Source organism: Serratia sp. Res13-Sevr-LER1-36-b (genome assembly GCF_015673035.1).
GTDB classification, from domain to species: Bacteria; Pseudomonadota; Gammaproteobacteria; order Enterobacterales; family Enterobacteriaceae; genus Chania; species Chania fonticola_C.
In genome coordinates this window covers 464,142-490,508 of record NZ_JADACK010000020.1, presented here as the reverse complement: position 1 = coordinate 490,508, position 26,367 = coordinate 464,142, and the positions used below count along the sequence as shown (strand labels likewise).

Genomic DNA, 26,367 nt, shown 5'->3' with positions numbered 1-26,367 from the left:
ATTATACCTGAATTACCGCGCGGATTTAATCGTCGCCGTTCAAGCCGGCACGATTGAGCAGGAACTGCGCCAGCAGGGCTACCGGGCGGCCAGTGGCCCCTTTGGCCTTGCCGGAGCGCCAGGCGGTACCGGCGATATCCAGGTGCGCCCAGCTGTACTTGCGGGTAAAGCGTGAAAGGAAGCACGCGGCGGTGATAGCACCACCAGGGCGACCGCCGATGTTGGCCATATCCGCAAAGTTGGAATCCAGCTGCTCGTAATACTCATCGCTCATCGGCAAGCGCCACGCACGGTCACCCGATTGCTCGGAAGCGCCAATCAGCTCGTGAGCCAGCGGGTTGTGGTTCGACATCAGGCCGGTGATGTGGTGGCCTAATGCGATCACGCAGGCACCGGTCAGGGTAGCGATATCAATCACCAGCTCTGGCTCGAAACGTTCCACGTAGGTCAGGGTATCGCACAGTACCAGGCGGCCTTCGGCGTCGGTGTTCAGCACTTCTACCGTCTGGCCCGACATGGTGGTCAGCACGTCACCTGGGCGATAGGCACGTCCGCCCGGCATGTTTTCACAGCCAGCCAGCACGCCGATCACGTTCAGCGGCAGGTTCAGTTCTGCTACCACACGCATGACGCCGTACACGGTTGCCGCACCGCACATGTCGTATTTCATCTCGTCCATGCCATCGGCAGGTTTGATCGAGATGCCGCCGGAGTCGAAGGTCAGCCCTTTGCCTACCAGCACGATCGGCTTAGCGTCCGGGTTAGGATTTCCCTTATATTCCATCACCGACATCAGCGATTCATTTTGCGAACCGGCACCGACCGCCAGATAGGCGTTCATCCCCAGCTCTTTCATCTGTTGTTCACCGATGACACGGGTGGTGATGTGGGTGCTGAAGGCGTCGGCCAACTGACGAGCCTGTGAGGCCAGATAACCGGCGTTACAGATGTTTGGTGGCATATTGCCGAGATCTTTGGCGGCCTTGATGCCGGAAGCCACGGCCAGGCCGTGTTGGATGGCGCGTTCACCGCTGGTCAGTTCACGGCGGGTTGGCACGTTGAACACCATTTTACGCAGCGGGCGACGTGGCTCCACCTTGTTACTCTTCAACTGATCGAAGGTGTAGAGCGTTTCTTTGGCCGTTTCTACCGCCTGGCGCACTTTCCAGTAAGTATTGCGGCCTTTTACGTGCAGCTCGGTCAGGAAGCAGACTGCCTCCATGGAACCGGTGTCGTTAAGGGTATTGATGGTTTTCTGGATCACCTGCTTGTACTGGCGTTCATCGAGCTCGCGCTCTTTGCCACAGCCAATCAGCAAAATGCGTTCGGAGAGAATGTTCGGCACATGGTGCAGCAGTAATGTCTGCCCGACTTTGCCTTCCAGTTCGCCCCGGCGCAGTAGTGCGCTGATATAACCATCACTGATTTTGTCGAGTTGTTCTGCGATAGGTGACAGGCGGCGTGGTTCGAAAACACCTACTACAATACAGGCGCTGCGCTGTTTTTCCGGGCTACCGCTTTTTACACTGAACTCCATGCACTCTCCTGAATCTTAAAGACAACGACGAAAGCTACGGCTAGAATGACCTGCTCCGCCAAGATCTTCCGTCATTGAGTTAACTAACTAGGTTAACCTGAACGGCGTAAACGTTCTGTTTTGGCTACTATAGGTCTGTTCCTATAGGATGGCCAAACAGCTTGATGTTCTAATACTATTTTAGCTGTGAAGGTTGCCACATGATGAGAAAAAATGGCGGATTAGCGATGAAACTATCGATTTTCCTGCAAAAAGACAAGTTTTCACAGGCGTAATAAGCGTGATCATCATTAGATATCTGGTACGGGAAACGCTGAAGAGCCAAATTGCCATCCTGTTTATCCTGCTTCTGATCTTCTTTTGTCAGAACCTGGTCAGGGTGTTAGGTGATGCGGTCGACGGCAATATCCCGACAAATTTAGTCTTATCCCTGCTTGCATTGGGTGTGCCGAAGATGGCACAGCTAATCTTGCCCTTAAGCCTGTTTCTTGGCCTCTTGATGACGCTTGGTCGGTTGTATACCGAAAGCGAAATCACCGTTATGCACGCCTGCGGTCTGGGGAAACGGACCCTGATCATTGCCGCTATGGTGTTGGCGATCTTTACCTCGGCGGTGGCTGCGGTAAACGTCTTCTGGGTCGGGCCATGGGCGGCCAGCCATCAGGACGAAGTGATTGCCGAAGCCAAAGCCAACCCCAGCATTGCCGGGCTGGCTGAAGGGCAGTTCCAGCCCTCACAGGATGGTAACGCCGTACTGTTTGTCGGCAGCGTAAAGGGCAACACCTTCAACGACGTGTTCCTGGCGCAGCTACGCCCGAACGGTAACCAACGCCCTTCGGTGGTGGTGGCCGAGCATGGAATGATCAATCAGGGCCGCGACGGATCGCAGGTTGTCACGCTGGACAAAGGCACCCGGTTTGAAGGCACCGCATTACTGCGTGATTTCCGCATTACCGACTTCAACGACTATAAAGCGGTTATCGGCCATCAGTCGGTCACTATCGATAATACCCAGTCCGAGCAGATGTCGATGCGCACGCTGTGGGAATCGAATGAACCGGATGCGCGCGCCGAATTCCACTGGCGTCTGACGCTGGTGGTTTCCGTGGTGCTGATGGCGCTGCTGGTGGTGCCGCTCAGCGTGGTCAATCCGCGCCAAGGCCGTGTGCTGAGCATGTTGCCAGCGATGTTGCTGTATCTGATCTTCTTCCTGTTGCAGACCTCGCTGCGTTCCAATGCCGGTAAGGGCAAGCTGGATCCGCTGGTGTGGATGTGGCTGGTGAACCTGGCGTACTTCGCGATTGCTCTGGCACTTAACCTGTGGGATACCGTGCCGATGCGCAAACTGCGTGCACGCCTGAGAGGAGCGGCCTGATGTTTGGTGTACTGGACCGTTATATCGGTAAAACGATTTTCAACACCATCATGATGACGCTGTTCATGCTGGTTTCGCTTTCCGGCATCATCAAGTTTGTCGATCAGCTGCGTAAAGTCGGGCAGGGTGAATACTCGGCGCTGGGTGCGGGGGTGTATACCCTGCTCAGCGTGCCAAAGGATATTGAGATCTTCTTCCCGATGGCGGCGCTGCTAGGGGCATTGCTCGGTTTGGGCACCCTGGCTACGCGTAGCGAACTGGTGGTGATGCAAGCTTCTGGCTTCACCCGGCTGCAGATTGCTGGGTCGGTGATGAAAACCGCTATTCCGCTGGTCTTGCTGACGATGGCAATTGGCGAATGGGTGGCGCCGCAAGGCGAACAGATGGCGCGAAACTACCGTGCGCAGCAGATGTACGGTGGCTCGCTGCTCTCTACCAAGAGCGGCCTGTGGGCGAAGGACGGCAACGACTTTATCTACATCGAACGGGTGGCGGGTGAAAAAGAGCTGGCTGGCGTCAACATTTACCACTTCAACGATCAGCGCCGTTTAGAGACCGTCCGCTATGCCGGTACCGCAGATTTTGAAGACGGTGCGTGGCAGCTTTCGCAGGTGGATACCTCCGATCTGACCAATCCGAATCAGGTGACCAGTACCCAGACGCTGACCGGGGTGTGGAAAACCAACCTGACGCCGGACAAGCTGGGCGTGGTAGCGTTGGATCCGGATTCGCTTTCCATCAGCGGTTTGCACAACTATGTGAAGTACCTCAAGCAGAGTGGCCAGGAGGCCAGCCGTTATCAGCTGAATATGTGGAGCAAGATCTTCTCGCCGCTGTCGGTGGCGGTGATGATGCTGATGGCGCTGTCGTTTATCTTTGGCCCGCTGCGTAGCGTGCCGATGGGTGTGCGAGTGGTGATCGGTATCAGCTTCGGCTTCCTGTTCTACGTGCTGGATCAAATTTTCGGCCCGCTGAGCATGGTGTACAGCATGCCGCCAATTCTGGGGGCCCTGTTGCCAAGCTTGCTGTTCCTGTTGATCAGCCTTGTTTTGCTGCTGAAGCGGAAATAGTCAGGCCCAATAGACTGGGCCTGTATGCAAATCAAAGCCGCGATGCGTTAAGTCACCGCAGCAGAGGAAAGACGGGTGGGAGAGATCCCACCCGTTTTTCGCTTAGAGTGCAGAGGCTGTAGAAGGGAACAGTGCAAAGGCTTCACTGCAATCGTAAGGCTCCTCGGATCCATTACGGTTATCCAGCACTTCAAACTCTGCGGCACCGTTGTCCGCGGCTTCCAACAGCAGATCCGCCAAGGATACCGGGCCAGGTCCCATCAGTATCTGGGCATAAGAAGGCGCGGCAGGGATTGTTGCCGAGGCTTTGCTAGCCAACTGTGGTGAGCTGTCAAACACGGTGTTATCGAGCACAATGTTTCTTAATGGCAGATCCTGGCCATCAGAGCTGAAGCCCCGTAAGGTGACCCGAACGTTATCTCCGTTGTAAATGGAGTCTGGCGTATCCACATAGTGGTAATTCTTGATGGTGACATCTTGAATATCGGGGTAGGCCTGGCCGGTTTTTTTGCTGTAGTAGGTATCTATGGTCAGTGCTTCCTGAGCGCGGCGGATGCAAATGCCATCATAGTTGATGTTCCTCACTTCTCCTCCAACGCTCATGTCGGTTTTGATACGCACGCCGACGGCAAAGTCAGCATCATGGCCGTCAATGCTCATATCCCGAATTTCCACGTCTTTGACCGCGCAGTCGGTTTCACTGCCGATTGACATACCATGGGTGAAGTAGAGGCGGTTATGCAGAATTTTGACGTTGCTGACGGTGTAAATAGGCAACTGCCCTGCATACTTCTCGGCAATCGGTGGGACACAGGCATTGCTGCTGTGGGCTTTGATGGCGATACCGTCATCACCGGTACTGATGTGGTTGTAGGCAATCAGGACATTCTGCGATTGGCCAGGATCGATCGCATCGGTGTTCTTGGTCGTATCCGGGGTAAAGCAGGTGCTTGCTCGGGTATAGTTAGGGGAACCCGATGTCGCAGGGGTTGTCCCTTTCGGGCAATCATAGCCTGGAATCGTATAGGCCAGTGAAGGCGTTAACACCTTCACGCCCCAGACGACCACTCCATTGACCCCACTGGGGACAAAGTGGAATTTGGGCGCATTCTGTAAGGTGATCTTATACAGCGTGAAGTTCTGGCTGGTCGGCTTGGCGGAATTCTTGTTGGTGACCTGAATTAGCCGCGGGTTGTTCTGATTGGCGCCGGAAACGGTTTTGGTTAATGCGCCCACATCCCACCAGGTAAGGATATCGGCATATTTTCCGCTGGTGAGCACTGCCCCCCCTCGCCCGTCGATAATGCCTTCGCCAATCACGCCGCTGTTTATTGCATCGGTGGCGGTAATCAATGCGTTACAGCCATTATCGGCACTGGCGGTTTCGCCACAGTTATTCTTACCGGCAATCTGGTAATCCACCGGGCTACGTGAGGCAAACAGGGTGATCCCTTGATCTACCCAGAGCGTTACGCCGCTTTTCAGCGTAAGTGGACCGCTCAAGAACGCATTCTCTTCGTTGCTGCCTGCGACCAATTTAACGGCACCGGTGTTGCAGGCGTCGATCGCGGCTTGAATACGCTGGGTATCGGGTTGGGAATTATTCACGTCAGCATCAATGGCTTCATCCAGTAGCCCTTTGGCATTCTGGTTCAGTTCGGCTGAGAGTGTTTGGCAGACTTCAGGCATTACCGGTTCTTTCCCGGCTAATTCTGGATCGTTAATGGCTGAGGCTGGCCAGGCACCACTGCGATCAGCGACAGGTTTCTCAGTTTCAGGGGGAACAACGGGTTTAACTGGCTCAACAGGAGAGGCGATACTACCATCCGAGTTATCACAACCCGTCAGGGCCAGCAGAAAAATCGCCATAGCTGATAATGACTTGATATTTCTTTGCATGATTTATCCCTAATAATGAAACAGTGTTCCGAAATTAGATATTGTCTTGCAAAATACGTGACTGCAACTATTACATATCTGGATTATGCAGTGTCGAATCATTAGCCAGCATTACTTATTTATGGCGTCAATCAGCCCCTTACAGCGCTACCTTGCCGCTGCGCTGTAAGGGGCTGAGATCTTACATCTGCGAGAAGATGTTCATAATGACGCCGCCACCGATGATCAGCGCCATGGCGAATATGGCTGGGAGATCCGGTTTCTGCTTGTAGAGCAGCATCGAAACGAAGGTCACCCCGACGATGCCAAAGCCGCACCACAGCGAGTAAGCGACGCCCACCGGGATAAAGCCCATCGCCTTGGTCAGGGCGAAATAGCACAGGCAGTAAGCGCTAATCACCAGCACCGAAGGCCCCAGCTTTTTAAAGTTGTTGGTTTTTTTGATCATCGAGGTCCCGGTGATTTCTGAACCAATCGACAGTGCCAGCCACAAGAAGCCAATGTTAAACATAGTTGATACCCTTATTCTTCGGAGGAGCCCATTTTGGAGAAGAGGTTCATGATCACGATGCCGCTGGCAATCACGATCATGCCGATAATGGCTGGCATATCAGGGTGTTGGCCGTAAAACACCATGCCCAGGCTTGAGACCAGTAAAATCCCGGTGCCTGACCAGGTGGCGTAAGCCAGGCCGACAGGGATGTATTTCACCGCGTTGGATAACGAGTAATAACAAACGCAATACAACACCACGATCAAGCCGAGTAATAACGTCTTGGTGGTACCTTCGCTGTTATCAAACATTTTTAAGATAGAGGTGGCCGAGGTCTCGGAGAAGATGACCAATAACATCCATACCCATGCTTTTGCCTTGGAAGACATAGAGTTCGCTCCTGATAAGTAATGATTTATATAAATTTTAAATTTGAGACTTATATTAATTACCCCTCACCCCAACCCTCTCCCACGGGGAGAGGGAGCCGAGTGTGCAACAACTTGGCTACGGTGCTGGTTTTTTTAATCACTCTTGTTACAGATTAACTTTGGTACCTGAATATCACGCCGCTCCAGCTCACTTGAAAATAAAGAGGAAATCTCAGCAAACTCGATCGTCCACTCATCCAACTTGCGTCACCGAGTTTTCAGACCCACTCGATCGGTCCCCTCTCCCTATGGGAGAGGGTTAGGGTGAGGGGACTCTCTTCGGGGTAAAAGCCCTCACCTAGCTCTGTATTATTTTTTTCCTCGGCTATATTCCAATGCCAAATCGGTCAGCTTGGCTCCCGGTGGTGAACGACCATTGAGCCGCTTGAGTTCGCTTAGCGTTACGTAAGCCTGTGGCGGCGCTGCCAACGGCTCCGTGGCGGCAGGCTGGGCCGATAGCATCCGATCCAACGTACAGAGCTCAATGCCCTGGGCCGCCAGTTTTGGCAGATAATCTGCCTGTGGAGCGCGGCTCAGGCCTTTCAGCTGATTTAATTCGCTGGTCGGGTTGCAGTTATAATCCAGCGCCATAATTGGCCTGCCGCTCATGCGGGCCAGATGAATAAACCGGGCAGCATCAGACTGTAATAAACCATTGGCCACTTCTGCCGCCGTCGCGAAATCGAGAAAAGGAATTAATACCCGCTCAATATTATCCAACGCGCCGGTTTGACTGATTTCCGCCAACGAAGTTATTGGCCCTAGTTGGCTCCAATCTGTTTCTGCGTGAAACTGCCGGGCATTATCGCTAAACAGGATCACCGGCGAGAACGCCTGGCAGTGCTGCAAGCGCGCGCGGATAATTTCGTGGTAACCATCCGCTGCGGTTAACAACACCAACGCCCGTGGCCGCATCCGTGCGAGCACTTCACTGACCAACTTATCGATGATTTCACGCTGCATCATATTTGCCGCCTTAGGGAACGATAACCACGTTGTCACCGGAAGCCAGCCCGGCGGCGTTGGCTTCATCGGTATCAATGTGCAGTTCCAGAGCAAAACTGGCTTTGATCCGCACGATGACTTCGTCAAAGATCAGCCCACGCACGCCTGCCGCTTTCACCCGCACCTTCTGTCCGTTCTGCACGCCCAACCTGGCGGCATCCTGCGGGTTCATATGGATATGGCGCTGGGCACAAATCACCTGTGAATGCAGTGAAACATAGCCCGCCGGGCCAGCCAGCATGGCGTCACCGGAGGCGTTCAGATTGCCGGATTCGCGTACCGGAGCCTTCAGCCCCAGGGTAAAGCAGTCCGCCTTGGAGATTTCCAACTGAGTACATTCGCGCGCTGGCCCCAACACCCGCACCTTGGAGAGCGAGCCTTTCGGGCCGACGATCATCACGCACTCTTTCGCGGCGAACTGCCCCGGCTGGCGTAGCTCTTTGCATGGCGTCAGCCGATAACCGGTACCAAACAGCGTTTCAATATCCTGCTGCGACAGATGGACATGCCGGTTAGAGACCCCAACCGGGATGGCTAGGCCGGTGGGAGAAGAATAGTTCTCTGCCAGGTTATGGCGGATCCTTTCCAGTAACGACTCATTAAACATACTGTTATTCCTACCCGATCTCAGAAGCTGTACGGTTATTTAGACTCTTTCTTGCCGTTGGTACGTGCGGGTTTGTTGTCGGCAACAGGGGTTTCGACTACCGGCGCTGCGGCCTCTGCCTGCGGGGCGGCCACTTCCGCTACTGGCGCTGGCGGTTCTTGCTGTACCTTGGCCGCTGGCGGCGTAAGTTCCTTGCCTTTCAGCCCGGTCAGCAGCGCGACGACCTGTTTTTCCGGGCGGGCAATCACCAACTGGCCTTTGATAAACGCCGGTTGCTTGATCACTGCCACACCGCTGTCGATGGCGGTTTTCACCGCGCTGATTTCGCCGGCAAAGAACACGCTAACCAGGCCAGAACCAATCTTCTTGTACCCAAGGACCGTTACCGCTGCGGATTTACAGGCCGCATCGGCCGCGTGGATCGCGGCGGTCAGGCCATAGGTTTCAATCACTCCCAGGCTTAAGTTCATCTCAATCTCCTTAGTGCCTTACCAGGCGGATATCAAAGTCAAAGCGCTGGAAAAAAGCCGCCAGTTGGTCCAGTTCTTCACTGCTGTAACTTGGGTCGTCCTTGATCGGATAGATCATGTCGAGCCGCTGGTATTTGTTTTTACCCAGTTGGTGATAAGGCAACACGTCGATACGGCTGATATTGCCTTTGCGTGCCAGGGCCATGACATAGTCAATGGCACCGGTGATGGCATCGTAAGAATCGTTATAGCCGCGTACCAAAGGCATGCGCACCACGATATGGCTGCCCAACTCCACCAGGCGCTCCAGGTTTCTTTTTACGCCTTCGTTGCCGACGCCAAACAACGCTTTATGCCGTGCGCTATCGATATGTTTAATATCGAACAGGAACATATCGGTGCAGGTCGCCAGCTTTTCATAATTGGCTAGCGAGGTGGTGCCATTGGTTTCGATGGCGGTGTTGATCATCTGTTTTTTGCATTCGGTCAGCAGCGCGGCCGCAAAGTCGGTTTGCAGGCTCAGCTCGCCACCGCCCAGAGTGACGCCACCGCCAGAGGCATGATAGAAATCGACGTCCTGCAGGATGATATCCATCAGCTCCTGCACCGTGACGTCCTTGCCCATGATGTCCAGCGCGCCGGAGATGCAGACTTCTTCGCACTTGCGGCAACCGATGCAGTCTATGTTGCGATCGAGGTGGTGCTTGAGATCGCCTTGTGCGTTTTGGCGCTGGGAATGGATCCCCACCGGGCAGACATCAACACATTGCCCACAGTCAACGCACTTATCATGTGAATACATCACCTGGAAATTGCTGGTGAGCCCCTCGGGGTTGGCGCACCAGGCGCAGAGGATGTTACAACCTTTGAAAAAAATCAGGGTGCGAATACCGTCTCCGTCGTAGATCGAGTATTTCTGGATATTGAATATCCGACCCTTTTTCTCCAGCGTGTTATCCATTCTATTTTCCCCTTTCTTCGAAGGCTGATGGGATAAGACATCCCTGTCTTATCCAAGGCTAAGGTCAGAACTTCTCAATGACCGTACGGCTGATAATTTCGTCCTGAACTTCTTTGCACAACTCGACGAAGTACGCGCTGTAACCCGCTACGCGGACGATCAGGTCGCGATATTTCTCTGGCTCCACCTGTGCCTGCTTCAGCACTTCGTTATCCACGTAGCTGAACTGCATCTGGCCGTTGCCCAGAATGGACGCGGTACGCAGCAGGGTGATCAGCCCGTTCTTGCCTTCCGGGGTATCGAGCAGCCCTTTGAGGAACTTGAAGTTGTGCACCATGCCGATGTTCATGGTTTCCACGTTCATCTTGCTGACGGACTTGATGATGGCGGTTGGGCCCTGTTTGTCCGCACCTTGCGTCGGGCTGATCCCGTCGGAAAGCGGCATCCAGGCCAGGCGGCCGTTTGGCGTCGCGGCGGTCAGTTCACCGATCGGCGTATTGTTGGAGATCGACAGGGTGCCGTGGCTCAGCGTGGAGTAGAGCATCTTGTACTTGCGGCACTCGCGCTCGGTCCACTCGGTGATGTCCAGCGCGTACTGATCGACCGTGTCATCGTCGTTGCCGTACTTCGGCGCGTTCAGACAGTCGCGGCGCAGCTGTTCAAAGCCTTCAAAATTGGCTAGCAGCGCGTCACGGATCTGCTCCAGGGTGTATTTGCCATCCTGATACACCAGCTTGCGGATCGCGGCCATGGAGTCGACATAGGTCGCCAGACCGGAGAAGATCAGCCCAGGGCCGTGGTTGATCACTGCGCCACCGGCGGCCACGTCTTTACCCTGTTCCATACAGCCTTCCACCAGCAGCGACATCAGTGGTTTTGGTGCAACGTCGCGGTGGACACGCTGGCTGATCACGGTGCCAATAGCCGACAGTTTGACGATGTGCGCGATCTGCGCCTTCACCGCATTGTCGAACTCTTCGTAGGTTTTCAGGGTACTCAGCTCACCGGTATCCAACCCTTGATAGCTGTCGAACAGCACCATGCGGCCACGGTTGAGCACGAACTCGATGGCGATCGGCCACTGGGTATAACCGGTAGAGGTCCACTGATAGATGCGGCCGGATTTTTGCGGCTCTACGCAGCCCATCAGGCAGTAGTCGCGCGCGTCTTCAAAGTCGAAGCCTTTGCGCAGCATCATCTTGATGTGGGAATCATCAAAGTGGCAGGCCGGGAAGCCCATACCCGCTTTCACCACGTCGACGATCTTCTCCATGTACTTCTGCGGTGACTGGTTATGGATACGGCAGGCCAGCGACGGCTGGTACACTTTGACAAAGCGCACGGCGTCCATGATCAGATAGGTCAGGTCGTTACAGGCATCGCCGCCGCTGCGTTTCTGCCCGCCGATGGTCAGGTTGATAAACGGCTGGTAGCCAGCGAAGTACTTGGCACCCAGTTCGCTGGACATCCACATCAGTTCGGCACATTTGATGATGAAGGCCTGCAACAGTTCCAACGCCTGTTCCTGCGTCAGGCGGCCAGAGGCGATATCGGCCTGATACATCGGGTAGCAATACTGATCCAGACGGCCCAGCGACAGCCCGGTCTGGTTCTCTTCCACTTCAAACAGTGACTCCACCGTCCAGATGCTTTGCAGCGCTTCTTGCAGGGTTTTCGGTGGGTTGGCTGGGACGTTCTCGTTGGTTTCTGCGATGGTCAGCAGTTCCGCACGGCGTGCCGGATCTTGCTCAATGGCGGCCAGTTCACGGGCCTTGTCCGCGATGCGCTTGGCATAGGCCACCACGCCGTCACAGGTTTCAATGGCCGCTTTGTAGAAGTAGATCTTGTCGATATCCGCCGGATTTTCCATGCTCAGCGCCGCGAGGTGCTGTTGGGCATCGGCCTTGATGCCGTTCATCCCTTTGGTGAACAGCAGGATGTCGTAGCCTGGGCAGGTGTCGCCGCCGCCGTTAATCTGGTGGTAGGAGAGGTCGCTGACAAAGGTTTCGCCGCTGAAGGCCCACACGCCCGCTTCGCGATACTGTGCCTCGCAGATCTCATCGAGCGAACGGCCTTCCCAGAACGGTACGATCTCTTCGCGGATCGTCTTCTTGTCGGCCTCGGAGATAACAAACGGATCCTGCGGGCGGGTGCCCATGGTATCCAGCTCGTCACGCACCCAGCGCCAGGCGATATCCGGTGAGAACGCCCCGGCACGCGGTTTGCCGCACGGATGGCCGACGATCAGCTCATCTTGCTGGATCAGGATCGGTGCGGTTTCACAGGCGGCGCGGAAAGACTTGGCGCGCAGCAGAATGGTTGGCAGACCCGGGTTGTTTTTCGCCATCTCGGTAAAGGTGATGGCGCGATAGATAGACACACTTGGGCGAGCATCGAGGTAGTTGTCACGCAGGCGTTGCAGGCGTGGTGTCAGCCCCTCCATCAGTTTGTGGGTTGCCACGTCTTGCGCCGAGGCTGCCACGAACGGGGCCGATGGCGCACTGTACTGTGGGCGAGCACCCGCCTGGCCAGCGAACAGTTTCACCTGCAGGTTGCTGTTGAGCGTCATCAGATTGCTACGGGCTGCCAGCAACATGGCGGAAAGATCGTTGATCACCAGTGCCGGATCGTCGAGGCGCACGCCGTGCAGCATGCCGTCAAACATCGGGTAGCCGTCCAGCTCACGCGGTGCGCGCACTTCGGAAAGCTCACAAAGTTTCAGCCACAGGCACTCGACGATTTCGTAAGCCTGCTCCGGCGTCAGCACGCCACGGGTAATGTCCTGTTGATAGAAGCTGTACAGCAGCTTGTCGAAGCCGCCTGGGTAAACCGCATAGCTGCCGTTTTCCAGGTGCAGCGCCAGTTGGAAGAAGTAGAACGACTGGCAAGCCTCTTTAAAGCTGCTGGCCCCGTAAGCCGGGACTTTTTTCAGCATGGTAGCCGCTTCTTGCAGCTCCGCTTTGCGGTACGGATGGTTTTCTACCGCCGCCATGTTTTCTGCCTTGCTGGCCAGCTTCTGCGCCAGATGCATCGCCGCATTGCAGGCGTAGATCATGGCGCGGCATTGGTTGACTTCGTCTAGTCCAGAACGGCTGACGGCGCTGCCGATGCTTCTGGCACGGTCTTCCATTTCGGCTTCGATGGCGAACAATCCTTTAGTGATCACCGCCAGATAGTCTGGTGAGGTCTGGCCAAACGCGGTGAAGGCCGAAGGACTGCGCAGTTCGCTTTCGCTGTGGAACACGGCGGCGCGCGGCGTGGAGGATTGGCTGCCGATGATTAACTCATCGGGGCCTATGTAGCCGGGCAGTTGCTTGACCAGCTCATTGAACAGCTTGGCATTCTTGACCAACTGCGGCATGCCGGCCACATCGCCACCCAGCGTTTCCAGAATGGCGGCACGTTCGGTGCTGATGGTGCTGTTTTGGGATAAGAGTCTTTCTGCCAGCAGTTTTACGCGTGGCGTCAGTGAATAATGGGCCATGTTCAAATCTCTCCTGATGTCCTGCGGCTTTCACACAAATTGGCAAAATCCGTTGGCTGTAATGAGTGCGTTATTGAAGCTGTACCGGGCCGCCGCTGTAGGCGAGGCGGAACAGTTTCTCCAAATCTGCCGCGTTAACGTCGCGCGGGTTGGTTGGCGTGCAACTGTCGTGCAGCGCCTGCGTGGCCAGTTCGCCAAGGCAAACCTGAAAGCGGTGTTCCTCTACCCCTGCGGCTTGCAGATTGGCCGGTAGCTGCATTTCCTGTTTCAGCGTTTCGATCGCCACCAGCAGGCTGTTAACGCCATCACGAACTGAGGTGCTTGGCAGCCCCAACAGGCGAGCCAGGGCGGCATACTTGTGTGCGGCCGGGGTGTCGCAGTTGCCGTCAACGTCGGCATTGAAGGCGACCACCGATGTCATCAGCAGCGCATTGGCCCGGCCATGGGGGATGCCAAACATACCGCCGAGGGCGTGCGCCAGACTGTGGGTAATGCCCAACGAGGCATTGGTGAACGCCATCCCGGCCATGCATGAAGCGTTGTGCATTTTTTCCCGCGCTGGCAGGTTGCTGCCCTGTTGGTAGCAGGTCAGCAGGTGGCCGAACACCATCTGCACCACTTTTTCGGCCATTGCATCGCTGAAGTCGCTGGCCTTGCGGGAGACATAGGCCTCCAGGGCATGGCACAGCACATCCATCCCGGTATCGGCGGTAATGCTGGCCGGCACCGACTTCACTAACTGAGGATCGAGGATGGCGATGTCGGGCAGCATGAACTCGTCCACCAACACCAGCTTTTGGCTGCGGGACTTGATCACCGAGAAGCTGGTGACTTCGGAACCGGTGCCGCTGGTGGTGGGGATGGCGACAAAGCAAGGCTTGCTACGGCCGCTGTCTTTACGGCAATGCCACAGCGCATACATCACCGCCTTGGCGGCATCAATCACCGAGCCGCCACCCAAGGCAATCACCAGGTCCGGATAGTCGTCATCCATCAGCTTCATGCCGCTGACGATGGCGGAGATATCCGGGTCGGAGGCCACCTCGTCATACTGACGACAGCGGATCTGCTGCTGTTTGAGCAGGCTGGTTACCCGCTCGGCCAAGCCAAACTTCACCATCGCCTGATCGGTGACCAAAAACGCCGAGCGTCCAGGCAAGCTGCTCAGAGCGAGCAGCGCATCCTCACCGAAATGGATTTTTGGCTTAATCAGAAACTCATTCATGCCTACTTCCTCTTACTCTTAACGCTCCCGGTGAACCTTCTCGACAATGGCAACGATCGACATGGCCTTGTAGCGGTCTTTACTCAGTGCGAAATACTCTTCCACCAACACCAGATCGTTTTCACCGGCACCGACGCTGTCGACGGCGACGTAAGTGCGATCTTTGATGGCTTCCAGGTCGTCACCCAGCGCCGTGACCAGCAGCAGATTGCTGCCGCGTAGCTCGTCACTTTTCTGCGTGGCCACCACATGGCCGGTTACCTTTGCGAGGATCATGTTTTCACCCTTGGTTGATGTGTTACCGGGACAGGCGTCCAAGCACTTCCGTAATGATCCGTTCGACGTTCTCTTCGGTGATGTCATTCGCCGCGGCGTTAACCACTGCGCGGGTGACCGCCCCGAAACGATCGTCGCCCTGGGCATACAGCGGTGCTGGTGCGGCCTGTGGGGCTACCGTCGCCGTTGGAGCTGCAAAGCGGTTATCGTCGAAGATGCTGGTGCTATGGTTGGTTGGCGCACTGCACTTTTGAGCTGCGGGTTGTGGTTGGCGCAGATCCTCGATGCTACGAACGCCATAGCCGACTTTACGTACGTTCAGCAGGTTCATCGGGCCGACGTTGTCCGAGCTGGAGCCGCCACCGACGGCACCGCAACCGAGCGTCAACGCAGGTATAAGATTCGTGGTTGCGCCAATGCCTCCAAGCGCGGCGGGCGTATTGATCAGGATGCGGTGCACCGGTTTTTGCAGCGCAAACTCGCGGATCACCTGCTGGTTCTGGGTGTGGATGACCAGCGTATGCCCCAGACCTTCGTTGGTGAGTAACTCCACCACGCGGTCACAGGCGCTCATCCAGTCTTCTTCGATGTACAGCCCCAACACCGGGCAGAGTTTTTCACGGGCGTAAGGGTTTTTACGCGAGACGCTGTTTTGTAACGAAATCAGCACCCTGGTAGTCGCAGGTACGCAGAATCCGGCGCGTTCGCTGAGGTAGATGGCGGTCTTGCCCACCACTTCAGGATTAATCATGCCGTTCGGGCGTAACAGGATGTTGGCCAGGCGGGCAGACTCATCGTCGTTCATGAAGTAGCAGCCCTGGGCCAGTAACTCGCGGTGTACGTCCTGATAGATGCACTTTTCCACGATGATCGACTGTTCAGAGGCGCAGATCACGCCGTTATCGAAGGTCTTGCTGGTGATGATGTCCTTCACCGCCTGCTGGATATTGGCGCTGCGTTCAATAAACGCCGGGCCGTTGCCTGGGCCGCCGCTGATGGTTGGCGTGCCGGAACTGTAAGCTGCACGGACCATGCCTTCGCCGCCGGTAGCCAGGATCAGTGCGACGTCTTTGCTGTGCATCAGGGCTTTGGTGGCTTCCAGCGTCAGCTGGGTCAGGCCATCAACGATACCCGCTGGGGCACCGGCCTGGAGCGCGGCCTGTTTGACGATCTCAATCGCCCGCTGGCTGCACTGGCGTGCATTAGGGTGCGGGGAGAAAATAATGGCGTTCCCGGCCTTCAGCGCGATGAGCGTCTTATAGAAAATGGTTGAGGTTGGGTTGGTGGACGGCACCAGGGCGGTAATAACCCCTAACGGGACGCCCACGTCCATGACTTTATTCTGCTGATCGTCACGAATAATACCGACGGTTTTTAAATCCTTAATATGCTCAAAAACTTTTTCAGAGGCGAAAATGTTTTTTAACACCTTGTCTTGCCAATTGCCGAAGCCGGTTTCTTCATGGGCCATCTTCGCCAATTCTTCGGCATGCCTGGCCGCTTCGCTGGCAATATGTTTAATAATGCCGTCGATCTTTTCCTGTGAATACTTGGCAAACAGCAATTGCGCCTGTTTGGCATTTTTAATCAGCGTGCGAGCCTGCTGAATGGATTGTAAATCCGGATCTAATGTGGTCATTAGTCTATTCCCCTGAATAGGAGTTTAATTTTTTACTTGCTGTAATCGGGTAGAGTACTTATCTGCCACTGCCGGTAATCAGGCTGAATTACGCCTTATGCTGTGAGGCGATTTTCTCAATATCATTATGTGGGCGTGCAATAACCCGTGATGAAATGACTTCGCCAATCCGGCTGGCGGCTTCTATACCGGATTCCACCGCCGCATTAACGGCACCCACGTCGCCTTTCACCATCACGGTGACCAGGCCGGAGCCGACGTTTTCATAGCCAATCAGTTCAATATTGGCAGCCTTACACATGGCATCGGCGGCTTCGATAGCTGGCACCAACCCTTTGGTTTCGATCAATCCGAGTGCATCTTTCATCAGTGAATTCCTTGTTATTCGGTGATTTTGTACTGCGAGATGATTTTCTGGATATCGTTATGCGGGCGGGCAATCACCAGTGAGGTAACCACTTCACCCACGCGCTTGGCCGATTCGATACCGGAATCCACCGCCGCCTTGACCGCGCCAACGTCGCCTTTCACCATCGCAGTGACCAGACCGGAACCGACGTTCTCATAGCCGATCAGTTCCACGTTGGCCGCTTTGCACATCGCATCGGCGGCTTCAATACAGGCCACCAGCCCTTTGGTTTCAATCAATCCTAATGCGTCACCCATGATCCGTTCTCCTCAGAAGCGTTGTTTACGCTTTATGCTTAATCACGATTTTGTTGATGTCGTTGTGTGGGCGGGCGATAACCAGTGAAGTCACTACTTCACCCACGCGTTGTGCGGATTCCACGCCGGAATCGACGGCGGCTTTTACCGCACCGACGTCACCTTTCACCATGGCGGTGACCAGGCCGGAACCGACGTTTTCATAGCCAATCAGTTCGACGTTGGCCGCCTTGCACATGGCATCCGCCGCTTCAATACAGGCCACCAACCCTTTGGTTTCGATTAAGCCTAATGCATCACCCATTGTTGTTTCCTCCACAAAGCCGGTTTATGAGTTGTCATCTGCTGTGCCGTTCGGCCATGAGGGGATCAAGGTTTCCGACGGCTAAGGGCACTATACCCCTCCGGTAGTTATTCAAAATATAAATTCATTAATCGATATCTATTTAGTTTTTTGTTCTAATAATAAGCGTTAATTTATCCTGTTTTTATCTGTTTACTCTGATAATCAGCCCGATAATAGTTCTGCTCCCTGGCAAGAAATGGCGGGTTTTGGCATTCACTCAAGGGCGGAAAATAATGTTAAATCTATGGTTATCAAATGGGTTTTTTAGGTAGCGGAGGGGCTTGCAGACTGTGGGGCAGCGCAGGTTTTTGCTGTGACTGTTTGAGGGGCTTCACGTGCTACATATTGACCGCCGTTGTTGCTGATAGCACCGTACTGGCTCCCTCTCCTTTTTGGAGATAGGGTTGGGGTGAGGGGAAATAGCGATCGCCGAATAACCGACAGGCATTATGACTATCAGGGGTATTTTTAGGGGATTGTAAGAGCTAAGGGAGGCTGGCCAGAGGCTTATGACAAGTGGGAACAGCTTTGCTGGGAAACGGGCGCTACTCTAACTGGCTGCCGGGCTTCAACGCGCAGATAAACAGTGGGGAGTTGATCGAACTGAGCAGCACGGTATCGGCGTTGATTTTTTCCATCGCCAATTGCAGGCCGTCGTGGCTGTCTGACATTTCCCGCATAAAGTAATCAAAGATCACGTCGGGTGATTGATCGATAGAGGACTTGCTGGAGACCCAGCGGTTGATCTGATAATAACGGGCACTTGGGGAAACGCGCTTGCTGGTATAATCAAACTGTACGTAGCGTTGTAAATAAAGCCAGCCTGCCTCTGAGTCTGAATATCCTTCCACCACGATGGAACCTTTACCTTTGACATTAAAGTTAAAGTGGATATTGACGTTGACGGATTCAGTGACGGTGTCTTCAAAATGCATAATGGCTTTGGTTGAGCAATTTAAAATATCATCGCGCCGGATAACATTATGCTTAACGGTGATAAATAGTGAGACCAGTAGCAATATGATAGAGACGGCAAACAGCCTTCTCCCCCAGCCCAGTGTTTTCATAATTTATTTCCATGAATAATAAAAATAGTTATCGCAGTAGCTGAATGTATTATCTTGGTGTTTGGCGCAATGTGCGAGAAATGTCCGGCCTAAACCGTTGGATTGCAGCTTATCACCATAAAAGAACAGAAAACGTTCGTCTTTATCATACTTTATGTTCTTTTTTTCTTTGACGGCAATAAAGTTTTTCAGGTAATTCTCGCGCATTCTTGGATTTATCATTGCGTCGGTGGATAACACCTCAATGGGTTCCTGCGCGACGGGGGTGAAGACGAGCGGGGTCAGGCTGCCGTTGTTACTCCACGACCAGCCGATCAGCGCGATGGCCAATAGGGATATCATCGCCCCGGCATAACCCCAGTAGCGATCGTTGCTGGTGATGGCCGCTTCAACCGGTACTGGCTCTGGAGCTACCTCGGCAGGGGATAACTGTTCGCTGGCATGTATTACCGGATGCAACAAGGAGTCATCGATCACTTCGATCGTCAGCTCTGGGTTGATTTCCAGCCGGCCCCGGGCCACGGTGACGATCACGTTCTCAATGCCGTAACGGCGGAAGGCTTTGCGCAGGATGCTCAGATACTGGTTCAGATTGCTGTTGGAGGACATCAGCCCGTTGTCGTCCCAAACCCGCTGCATCACCGTATCGCGGCTGATCACGCCAGGATGCTGGATCATGAAGAACAGCAGGGCGTTGGCAGTGATGGTGAGCTGGCTATCTGACTTGCCGCCGTCGTCCAGCTTTAGCGAGCCTTCGGTGGCGTCATAAATAAGAAAGGCATTAATTTTATATTTCATTATCGCCCCTGGGTGATTGGCTGCCCGCGAACCGCGGAGGTTAAAGCTCCTCGAAGGTCATTGCCGCCAGCCTCGTCACCAATGCAAGCCGCTCTTCCGGCGTCATAGTGACTCCTTCCGTGAGTTCAGAAAGCCACAGGCCGTCTGCACCATAGCGCACCAAGTTACCTACGTAGCTGCGATCCAGTTCATCGGCGTTAGCCAGATGTTGCAGCACCCAGTCCCGCCAGCATTTACGCAACACCATTTCATGCGGCATGGCCAGCGACAGCAGGGCCAATTGACGGCTGGTGTCGGTTTCACTGATGCCTGCCAGGTACATCAGATAGGCCCGGGAGAAGCGCCCGCGCGGGTTATCGTCCACGGCCATCAGTGCCATAATGCCGCGATCCATCACCGCCAACAGGCGAATAAACAGTGCGTGGATCAGCTCCTGCCTGCCGGGAAAGTGGTGCAGCAGCCCGCCCTTGCTGACCCCAGCCTGTTTGGCAACGGCGTTTAGCGACAGCGCGGCAATCCCATCTTTGGCTGCGATGATACTAGCGGCTTCCAGCAACTGCTCTTGCAGCCGTTCCGGGTCTTTCTTGCGATGCACGTGGGTATTCATGCGGCGATCATACCGACCAGCCGGTATGTCATTTTTGATCGAGGTCAATCCGCTTCCCCTAAAGGTCTGACCAATCCTGAATAATGATAGGTAGGTCAAACTATTTTAGTTATCAAGGAATTAGGAAAGTTTTTGCTAGCTTTATCGGGGGCTAACTGGAGCGTTAAGGCTGACAAGTGGCTCGGGCGGCTCCCTCTCCCTGCGGGAGAGGGTTGAGGTGAGGGGCTACAAGATCCAGTCCAGCAGCAAAATACCGACCAGGCTGATCGCCCAGGCTATAGTCGTGGGCACTGACCAGACCATCATCTGCTGCTTAACCTCCTTAATCCCCATCATCCTGTTGACTACCCAAAACATGCTGTCGTTAAAGTAGCTGAAGAACAGCGCGCCCATGGTGGCGGCCTGCGCGGCGGCGAGCATATTGACGCCGGGCAACTGGCTGACGATGGGGGCCGAGATGGACGCTGCGGTGATCATGGCAACGGTGCCCGACCCCTGTATCAAGCGCACCAGCGTAGCGATAAAGAAGGGGATCAACACCGGAGACAGCGGCAGATTGGCGACGTGCTGAGCCAGCAAGGTGCCAGTGCCACTTTCACGCAATACCGCCCCTAGCGCGCCACCGGCACCGGTCACCAGCAGGATAATCCCGGCGGCCTGCAAGCCTTCCTCCAGTCTCTCCAGCGTCTCGTGTTTGTCTACCTTGGGCATCAGGGTGTAAACCGCCAACAGCACGCTGATGGCCAACGCAATCACCGGTGCACCGAGGAAGGCAAAGGCTTGCCCCCACAGGCTTTCCCCCAGCCAGGCCATTCCTTCAGCCTTGGCCAGCATAGTGTTCACCGCGTTGATAAAGATCAGCACGATGGGTGCGATGATTGGCAACAGCGATAGCGTTAAGCTCGGCAGCACCTTGGCCTCTTTCTCGGCCAGATAGCGCTGGTGGGCGGTCCGCAGATCTTCCGGCTCCTCATCCTGGTTTTCCGGCGTAAAATCAGGGTAATAGGTACCGAGCCAGCGCGCATAGATCACGATGCCGATCACGCAGGGAATGGCCAGCACCAGCCCGGCAAGCATCATGGCGCCGATATCCACGCCGAAGATCCCCGCGACGCCTAATGGGCCAGGGGTTGGCGGCACCGCGTGGTGGGTAATGATCAGGCCGCCAGCCAAGGCTACACCGAGCGTCAACAGGTTGCGTTGCCCCTTCTTGGCCAGCGCTTTGACCAGCGGATAAAGGATGACGAAGGCAGAATCGACAAAGATCGGGATGCTGACGATATAGCCGGTGATCGCCAACGCCCACTCTTCGCGCTTTTTACCCAGCCACTTGATAAAGCTGAAGGCGATCTGCTCCGCCGCGCCAGAAACTTCCAGCACGCGGCCCATCATCACCCCCAGACCAATGACAATTCCGATGCTGCCGAGCGTGCTGCCAAACCCTTTGGAGATGGTATCTACCGTTTGCATGGCGCTCAGCCCGCCGCTGATCCCGGCGATAGAAGCCGCCGCCAGCATGGCGATCAGTGCATGAACCCGGGTGCGCAATACCAGCCACACCAGTACGAATACGGCCACCGCCAAACCAATGATGGGAGTATAAAGTGCCATAATCAGCTCCCGGCCTGTGGCATCTCATCGCGCATAAAGGCGCGGATGACCTGTTGGAAGTTCTCATCGGCGAAGAACCCTAACGCCAATGCGCGTTGCACATCGAAGTTGCCTGGCCAACTGGCGACAATGCGGTTGATGGCTTCATCCGGCACAAAGCTCACCTTGGCACGAGCCTGCTCACCGGCCACCTCCCCCAGCGCGGTCAGCATCTGTTGCACCGTGACGCTGATGCCGGGCAGGTTGACGATGCGTGAGGTACCAAACTGCGCGGCGGGCAGCGTGGCAGCATGGATAAAGTTGCGTACCACGGTGCCGGGGCTGGACAGCCACAAAGCCAACTCCGGGGAGACCGGGCAGACGGAAGGCTCCCCGTGCAGCGGTTCACGGATGATGCCGCTGGCAAAGGAGGAGGCCGCCTTATTCGGCTTGCCGGGGCGCACGCTGATGGTAGGCAGACGCAGCACCCGCGCATCGACAAATCCTTTGCGGGCGTAATCGTTGATCAACAGCTCACACAGCGCCTTTTGTGCGCCATAGGAGGATTGCGGCTGCAAGGCGCAATCATCAGTAACGGTGTCCGGAAGCTGGCCACCAAACACTGCCAACGAACTGGTGAAGATAAACTTCATCGCTGGGGCATGGCGGCGAGCGGCCTCCAGTAGCTGGCGAGTCGCGTCGAAGTTCACCTGCATCCCGAGATCGAAGTCGCTTTCTGCATGGCTGCTGACGATGGCGGCCAGGTGATAGAGCACGCTGCACTCACTGTCGATCAACCGATCGGCGGCATCGGGTTGAGTGAGGTCGAGTGCCAGGCAGCGAACTCGTGGATCCGCTAGCGGGGCGTTTGGTTGCTGGATATCAGCCAGAACCAGTTCGTCAAAAGGCAGCGTATTGTCTTGCAGCAGCGCGGCTGCCAAGCGTTGACCCAAAAAACCTGCTCCACCGGTAATGATGACCTTCATGGTTTTATTCCTTTTCCTGTAGGGGTTGCTATCAGAGGTTGATGCTGTGCAGCCGCACGCCACGCTCTTGGAGTTGTTGCTGCGTTTCTGGCGGCAGGGCGGCATCGCAGATGATGTCGTCGAGCGCCGTCAGTGGGCAGATGCGAAACATGCCGTACTTGCCGTATTTACTGCTGTCGGAGACCAGCACCTTGCGCCGGGCCACGTCCAGCAGCGCCTGTTTCACCAGCACTTTCTCCTCGTGCGGGGTAGATAGGCCATGCTCTAAATCCCAGGAGCTGGTGCTGATAAAGGCCACGTCGATATTCAAGGTGCGCAATAGCATGGCGGCGCAGCTGCCGACGCAGGAATAGTTGCGTTGATCGACCCGCCCACCGGTGTGAAACAGGTTGAGCTGTGGGCGATTCATCAGGTGCTGGATAATGGAAAAATCGTTGGTGACTACCGTCAGGTTGAAGCGTTCGGCCAGTTGGCGGGCGATCTCGAAGCTGGTGGTGCCCGCGTCCAGGTAGACTACCTGGCCATCCTCGACCAGCCCGGCGGCATATTTGCCGATAGCCCGTTTTTGCCGGTGATGCAGTTGGGCCTTCTCTTTGTAGGCCAGTTCCTGGCGTAGCGCGTCACTCAGGCGCACGCCGCCGCTGACGCTGATCACCTTGCCTTCTTCTTCCAGTTGATGAATGTCACGCCTGACGGTCATATGTGAAACGCTCATCAACTCGGCCAGGGCCACGATGGTGACCAACTGATACTCATGTACATAGCGATAGATAAAATCGCGGCGTTCCGATGGGATCATGCTCAACTCCGGGTCGGTAGCGATGGTGCCGCTGGATAGCTGTTATTTTTTGTTATGTTATTAATATTCAATCATTTGATTTAACAAATAAACGAGGGTTGTCACAGAAGGGTGGGTGGGGAACTGTAGAGTATTTTGGTGAAAAATTATTTGTATTCAATTGGTTGCTATTTTTATTTGCGATAATGGGAGTCACAGAAGGTTGTGATTAAAAGTGTGAGGTGTAACAAAAAAGTGCAGGATGGTGGTGCAGCAGCAGAGTAGATTGGCTGATGACAGCCTACCTGCCCACTGCATAAAATCTGCTTCTTGGAGAATTGTCCAGCCACTCACAAATCGGCTCGGACGGCTCCCTCTCCCTGCGGGTGTACAGACCGGGGACAGGGTTGGGGTGAGGGGCGATCGCGGTCGCTGATGAACTCAATTTAGAGTGATAAATGAGCAGAGTAAGCCGAGAAAATCGACGGGTGACGTTTTTTTCAACATTCAACTCGTTGAATGCTTGATAAGTGTTGCGCGAGGCAAGTGGGAAGGTATAATGCCCACGTTTTCCGCATACTACTTCAGTGCCGAAGTGGCGAAATCGGTAGACGCAGTTGATTCAAAATCAACCGTAGAGATACGTGCCGGTTCGAGTCCGGCCTTCGGCACCATTAGTATGTAAATAGACCTCAACTGAGGTCTTTTTTTGTGCCTAAAATCCAGCATTTACCTACCTTTCTCGCTATATTAACTCTCTCAAGGTCAACCGACTTCAACGTACATCTACCAACACATGTTGGTACAGATGATGGTATTTCCGGTTCGATAATGCTTGTACCAACAGGGAGGGGATAAGCATGGCTCTAACAGATATCAAAGTCAGAACAGCCAAGCCAACGGATAAGCAATACAAGCTGACCGATGGCAGCGGCATGCATCTTCTCGTCCACCCAAATGGTTCAAGATACTGGCGTCTGCAGTACCGCTTTGGCGGGAAGCAAAAGATGCTGGCTTTAGGCGTTTATCCTGAAGTTTCTCTTGCAGATGCCAGGGCTCGTCGTGATGAGGCTCGTAAGCTGTTGGCGAACAGCATCGATCCGGGAGACAAAAAGAAAAATGATAAGGTTGAGCTGGAAGAAGCGCGTACTTTCGAAGAGCTTGCTGTTGAATGGCACGCCACAAATAAAAAGTGGTCGGAAGAACATAGCCGACGAGTGCTGAAAAGCCTGGAGGACAACCTCTTTCCTGCCATTGGTAAACGCAACATTGCCGAGTTAAAAACGCGGGACCTTTTAGCCCCTATAAAAGCTGTAGAGATATCGGGGCGACTTGAAGTGGCTTCTCGGCTACAACAGCGCACCACGGCAATAATGCGTTATGCCGTCCAGAGCGGTTTGCTTGACTACAATCCCGCGCAGGAGATGGTTGGTGCCGTTGCTTCAAGTAACCGGCAGCATCGACCAGCATTAGAGTTGAAGCGTACTCCCGAACTTCTCCAGCGAATTGACAGTTATACCGGTAGGCCTTTGACTCGTCTTGCCGTTGAGCTAACCCTCCTTGTCTTCATTCGTTCCAGTGAACTACGTTTTGCTCGTTGGTCTGAGATCGATTTTTAAACATCGATGTGGACGATCCCAGCAGAGCGAGAAGCTATTGAAGGGGTGAAGCACTCCCAGCGTGGTTCAAAAATGCGTACGCCTCATTTGGTGCCGTTATCTCGTCAGGCGTTAGCAATCCTTAAACAGGTACACAAACTTAGTGGCGATCGCGATTTTGTTTTCATTGGCGATCACGACCATCGCAAACCGATGAGTGAGAACACTGTGAACAAGGCGCTGCGCGTTATGGGTTATGACACGAAGGTAGAGGTTTGTGGACATGGTTTCAGAACAATGGCCTGTAGTTCATTGATAGAATCGGGATTGTGGTCGAGGGATGCGGTTGAACGGCAGATGAGCCATATGGAGCGTAACTCTGTACGTGCGGCTTATATTCATAAGGCCGAGCATCTGGATGAGCGCAGACTGATGCTGCAGTGGTGGGCTGATTTTCTTGATGCGAACCGGGAGAAGGCGGTGAGTCCGTTTGATTTTGCAAAAATTAATGCAGGAGAATAGATAAACATAATGGGAAATGGTATTTATCCCCAGTACGCATCGTGGGAACGCTATCTTCAAAACGATCTTTGATGGAAATAGATGTTTGGACATTAAGATGTTCAGACGTCTATTTTGTGGGGATAATATTTTTATCTTAAGATATTATCTCTGTGCCACTTTAGATAGTAATGATATTTTTCTGTAAATGGCGGGATACTCTCAGGTAAATTTAGTTGTTTTTTTAATTCTGTGTCAAGTTCAGTACTAACTATTAGGTACCCATCATCATTAAATGACAGCCATCCTTGATCAAACAGAGCATCAATATGAACTGCCAGTATGATTCCATTATAAGGATCTAGCCGCTCATAACCGCTCTGGCAAGCGGCCCATGGCTTAATATGACTGGCCCTTAAAAGTGATGGGAATGAAATACTAGTTATAGGGCAAGCAGGGAATAATTTCAGACATTTTTTCCTGAACTCACCTTGCCCGAGTCGTGATGCGATTAATCGCTCTCTCATTGTTTCATCCATACTTTTATCCTGCTGTATAGGTAATATATCAGCCAATCTTTGAGCTGAATGGTTTAACGACAGCCAGGATAGAATTTTTTGTTCAATAAGAGTCTCTGGTAGTTTGTTCATTCTATTCATCACAGTCTGAGCAGACAATGAGAGTTCTCCAGGTGTACCATCAGCATTCCGCCAGCCTGTGCGTACATCACTTAGCCAAGAATCAAAACGATCACGGTGGTTTTTTAGACTGTTATAAAATTCAATTCTCGTCTTACCTGCACCAAATGTTGAATAAAATAGTGATATTGCTGCTTTCCATGTGTCAACACCCAGAGATTCAGGAGGCTTTTTTTTTCCATACTTAGCCAGATACCAAGCTACTTCTAATAATCCACTTTCAGATGTATTCAATTTTTTATCCTAAGCACGAAGATTCA

At 54.1% G+C, this 26,367-nt stretch carries 24 protein-coding genes, 1 tRNA gene and 1 pseudogene; 4 read left to right on the top strand and 22 right to left on the bottom strand.

What is annotated here, in order from left to right:
• Positions 1-25 precede the first annotated feature (25 nt).
• Positions 26-1,537: a leucyl aminopeptidase gene (pepA, locus tag IMQ33_RS16355; RefSeq protein WP_024486368.1), complete on the bottom strand. Its 1,512-nt coding sequence runs from the start codon at positions 1,535-1,537 to the stop codon at positions 26-28.
• 280 nt (positions 1,538-1,817) lie between these two features.
• Here pepA and lptF point away from each other — a divergent pair, with 280 nt between their 5' ends.
• Complete coding sequence (gene lptF / locus IMQ33_RS16350; protein ID WP_065684324.1) at positions 1,818-2,912, top strand: LPS export ABC transporter permease LptF; 1,095 nt, start codon at positions 1,818-1,820, stop codon at positions 2,910-2,912.
• A complete protein-coding gene (lptG, locus tag IMQ33_RS16345; RefSeq protein WP_021807815.1) occupies positions 2,912-3,982 on the top strand; it encodes an LPS export ABC transporter permease LptG in 1,071 nt (356 codons plus the stop codon). Before lptF ends, lptG begins: the two co-directional genes overlap by 1 nt.
• A 102-nt stretch (positions 3,983-4,084) precedes the next feature.
• On the opposite strand, the gene IMQ33_RS16340 is transcribed toward lptG, so the two are convergent.
• From IMQ33_RS16340 to IMQ33_RS16245, 20 genes are all read right to left on the bottom strand, one after another.
• A complete protein-coding gene (locus IMQ33_RS16340; RefSeq protein ID WP_196062153.1) occupies positions 4,085-5,881 on the bottom strand; it encodes a glycoside hydrolase family 28 protein in 1,797 nt (598 codons plus the stop codon).
• A 181-nt stretch (positions 5,882-6,062) separates the two neighbouring features.
• Positions 6,063-6,392, bottom strand: a complete 330-nt coding sequence (locus IMQ33_RS16335) for a multidrug efflux SMR transporter (RefSeq protein WP_021179117.1) — start codon at positions 6,390-6,392, stop codon at positions 6,063-6,065.
• Between the two features lie 11 nt (positions 6,393-6,403).
• Positions 6,404-6,763 (bottom strand): multidrug efflux SMR transporter, encoded by a 360-nt coding sequence (locus tag IMQ33_RS16330; protein ID WP_196062154.1) that lies wholly within the window; start codon positions 6,761-6,763, stop codon positions 6,404-6,406.
• 351 nt (positions 6,764-7,114) lie between these two features.
• Entirely contained in the window at positions 7,115-7,771 is a 657-nt protein-coding gene (locus IMQ33_RS16325) for a hypothetical protein (RefSeq protein WP_196062155.1), read from the bottom strand.
• Positions 7,772-7,781: 10 nt separating this feature from the next.
• A complete protein-coding gene (locus IMQ33_RS16320) occupies positions 7,782-8,417 on the bottom strand; it encodes a phosphate propanoyltransferase (RefSeq protein WP_065684329.1) in 636 nt (211 codons plus the stop codon).
• 35 nt (positions 8,418-8,452) lie between these two features.
• On the bottom strand, positions 8,453-8,887 hold the full coding sequence (locus tag IMQ33_RS16315) for a BMC domain-containing protein (protein ID WP_161712737.1): 435 nt from the start codon (positions 8,885-8,887) through the stop codon (positions 8,453-8,455).
• Positions 8,888-8,897: 10 nt separating this feature from the next.
• Positions 8,898-9,848, bottom strand: coding sequence for a choline TMA-lyase-activating enzyme (gene cutD / locus IMQ33_RS16310; RefSeq protein WP_196062156.1), 951 nt, complete (start codon positions 9,846-9,848; stop codon positions 8,898-8,900).
• Between the two features lie 64 nt (positions 9,849-9,912).
• Complete coding sequence (cutC, locus tag IMQ33_RS16305) at positions 9,913-13,332, bottom strand: choline trimethylamine-lyase (protein WP_074028375.1); 3,420 nt, start codon at positions 13,330-13,332, stop codon at positions 9,913-9,915.
• A 70-nt stretch (positions 13,333-13,402) separates the two neighbouring features.
• Positions 13,403-14,557, bottom strand: a complete 1,155-nt coding sequence (locus IMQ33_RS16300) for a 1-propanol dehydrogenase PduQ (RefSeq protein WP_065684333.1) — start codon at positions 14,555-14,557, stop codon at positions 13,403-13,405.
• 18 nt (positions 14,558-14,575) lie between these two features.
• Positions 14,576-14,833, bottom strand: a complete 258-nt coding sequence (locus tag IMQ33_RS16295; RefSeq protein WP_021179125.1) for a EutN/CcmL family microcompartment protein — start codon at positions 14,831-14,833, stop codon at positions 14,576-14,578.
• Between the two features lie 22 nt (positions 14,834-14,855).
• Positions 14,856-16,472 (bottom strand): acetaldehyde dehydrogenase (acetylating), encoded by a 1,617-nt coding sequence (locus tag IMQ33_RS16290; protein WP_196062157.1) that lies wholly within the window; start codon positions 16,470-16,472, stop codon positions 14,856-14,858.
• Positions 16,473-16,560: 88 nt separating this feature from the next.
• Positions 16,561-16,839, bottom strand: coding sequence for a BMC domain-containing protein (locus IMQ33_RS16285; protein ID WP_021179127.1), 279 nt, complete (start codon positions 16,837-16,839; stop codon positions 16,561-16,563).
• Between the two features lie 14 nt (positions 16,840-16,853).
• Complete coding sequence (locus IMQ33_RS16280; protein WP_021807825.1) at positions 16,854-17,138, bottom strand: BMC domain-containing protein; 285 nt, start codon at positions 17,136-17,138, stop codon at positions 16,854-16,856.
• 25 nt (positions 17,139-17,163) lie between these two features.
• Complete coding sequence (locus IMQ33_RS16275) at positions 17,164-17,442, bottom strand: BMC domain-containing protein (RefSeq protein WP_004249182.1); 279 nt, start codon at positions 17,440-17,442, stop codon at positions 17,164-17,166.
• A gap of 587 nt (positions 17,443-18,029) precedes the next feature.
• Positions 18,030-18,551: a FidL-like protein gene (locus tag IMQ33_RS16270; RefSeq protein WP_024529401.1), complete on the bottom strand. Its 522-nt coding sequence runs from the start codon at positions 18,549-18,551 to the stop codon at positions 18,030-18,032.
• Between the two features lie 3 nt (positions 18,552-18,554).
• A complete protein-coding gene (locus tag IMQ33_RS16265; RefSeq protein ID WP_196062158.1) occupies positions 18,555-19,349 on the bottom strand; it encodes a winged helix-turn-helix domain-containing protein in 795 nt (264 codons plus the stop codon).
• Between the two features lie 40 nt (positions 19,350-19,389).
• On the bottom strand, positions 19,390-19,956 hold the full coding sequence (locus tag IMQ33_RS16260; protein WP_024484717.1) for a TetR/AcrR family transcriptional regulator: 567 nt from the start codon (positions 19,954-19,956) through the stop codon (positions 19,390-19,392).
• Between the two features lie 225 nt (positions 19,957-20,181).
• The gene (locus IMQ33_RS16255) at positions 20,182-21,570 is read right to left on the bottom strand and encodes a GntP family permease (RefSeq protein WP_226906684.1); all 1,389 of its coding nucleotides are present in this window, start codon (positions 21,568-21,570) and stop codon (positions 20,182-20,184) included.
• Positions 21,570-22,532, bottom strand: coding sequence for a D-erythronate dehydrogenase (denD, locus tag IMQ33_RS16250; RefSeq protein WP_196062159.1), 963 nt, complete (start codon positions 22,530-22,532; stop codon positions 21,570-21,572). The genes IMQ33_RS16255 and denD overlap by 1 nt, the downstream gene beginning before the upstream one ends.
• 31 nt (positions 22,533-22,563) lie before the next feature.
• A complete protein-coding gene (locus IMQ33_RS16245; RefSeq protein WP_196062160.1) occupies positions 22,564-23,331 on the bottom strand; it encodes a DeoR/GlpR family DNA-binding transcription regulator in 768 nt (255 codons plus the stop codon).
• A gap of 568 nt (positions 23,332-23,899) precedes the next feature.
• Here IMQ33_RS16245 and IMQ33_RS16240 point away from each other — a divergent pair.
• Positions 23,900-23,984: transfer RNA gene (locus IMQ33_RS16240), tRNA-Leu, on the top strand.
• A 186-nt stretch (positions 23,985-24,170) separates the two neighbouring features.
• A pseudogene (locus IMQ33_RS16235) lies at positions 24,171-25,430 on the top strand (tyrosine-type recombinase/integrase).
• A 131-nt stretch (positions 25,431-25,561) separates the two neighbouring features.
• Here IMQ33_RS16235 and IMQ33_RS16230 read toward each other — a convergent pair.
• A complete protein-coding gene (locus IMQ33_RS16230; RefSeq protein ID WP_196062161.1) occupies positions 25,562-26,341 on the bottom strand; it encodes an HNH endonuclease in 780 nt (259 codons plus the stop codon).
• Positions 26,342-26,367 lie beyond the last annotated feature (26 nt).

Bases quoted from the DNA above. Each gene is read 5' to 3' on its own strand.
- pepA (WP_024486368.1), bottom strand. From the start codon at position 1,537: ATGGAGTTCAGTGTAAAAAGCGGTAGCCCGGAAAAACAGCGCAGCGCC.
- lptG (WP_021807815.1), top strand. From the start codon at position 2,912: ATGTTTGGTGTACTGGACCGTTATATCGGTAAAACGATTTTCAACACC.
- IMQ33_RS16340 (WP_196062153.1), bottom strand. From the start codon at position 5,881: ATGCAAAGAAATATCAAGTCATTATCAGCTATGGCGATTTTTCTGCTG.
- IMQ33_RS16335 (WP_021179117.1), bottom strand. From the start codon at position 6,392: ATGTTTAACATTGGCTTCTTGTGGCTGGCACTGTCGATTGGTTCAGAA.
- IMQ33_RS16330 (WP_196062154.1), bottom strand. From the start codon at position 6,763: ATGTCTTCCAAGGCAAAAGCATGGGTATGGATGTTATTGGTCATCTTC.
- IMQ33_RS16325 (WP_196062155.1), bottom strand. From the start codon at position 7,771: ATGATGCAGCGTGAAATCATCGATAAGTTGGTCAGTGAAGTGCTCGCA.
- IMQ33_RS16320 (WP_065684329.1), bottom strand. From the start codon at position 8,417: ATGTTTAATGAGTCGTTACTGGAAAGGATCCGCCATAACCTGGCAGAG.
- IMQ33_RS16315 (WP_161712737.1), bottom strand. From the start codon at position 8,887: ATGAACTTAAGCCTGGGAGTGATTGAAACCTATGGCCTGACCGCCGCG.
- cutD (WP_196062156.1), bottom strand. From the start codon at position 9,848: ATGGATAACACGCTGGAGAAAAAGGGTCGGATATTCAATATCCAGAAA.
- cutC (WP_074028375.1), bottom strand. From the start codon at position 13,332: ATGGCCCATTATTCACTGACGCCACGCGTAAAACTGCTGGCAGAAAGA.
- IMQ33_RS16300 (WP_065684333.1), bottom strand. From the start codon at position 14,557: ATGAATGAGTTTCTGATTAAGCCAAAAATCCATTTCGGTGAGGATGCG.
- IMQ33_RS16295 (WP_021179125.1), bottom strand. From the start codon at position 14,833: ATGATCCTCGCAAAGGTAACCGGCCATGTGGTGGCCACGCAGAAAAGT.
- IMQ33_RS16290 (WP_196062157.1), bottom strand. From the start codon at position 16,472: ATGACCACATTAGATCCGGATTTACAATCCATTCAGCAGGCTCGCACG.
- IMQ33_RS16285 (WP_021179127.1), bottom strand. From the start codon at position 16,839: ATGAAAGATGCACTCGGATTGATCGAAACCAAAGGGTTGGTGCCAGCT.
- IMQ33_RS16280 (WP_021807825.1), bottom strand. From the start codon at position 17,138: ATGGGTGACGCATTAGGATTGATTGAAACCAAAGGGCTGGTGGCCTGT.
- IMQ33_RS16275 (WP_004249182.1), bottom strand. From the start codon at position 17,442: ATGGGTGATGCATTAGGCTTAATCGAAACCAAAGGGTTGGTGGCCTGT.
- IMQ33_RS16270 (WP_024529401.1), bottom strand. From the start codon at position 18,551: ATGAAAACACTGGGCTGGGGGAGAAGGCTGTTTGCCGTCTCTATCATA.
- IMQ33_RS16265 (WP_196062158.1), bottom strand. From the start codon at position 19,349: ATGAAATATAAAATTAATGCCTTTCTTATTTATGACGCCACCGAAGGC.
- IMQ33_RS16260 (WP_024484717.1), bottom strand. From the start codon at position 19,956: ATGAATACCCACGTGCATCGCAAGAAAGACCCGGAACGGCTGCAAGAG.
- denD (WP_196062159.1), bottom strand. From the start codon at position 22,532: ATGAAGGTCATCATTACCGGTGGAGCAGGTTTTTTGGGTCAACGCTTG.
- IMQ33_RS16245 (WP_196062160.1), bottom strand. From the start codon at position 23,331: ATGATCCCATCGGAACGCCGCGATTTTATCTATCGCTATGTACATGAG.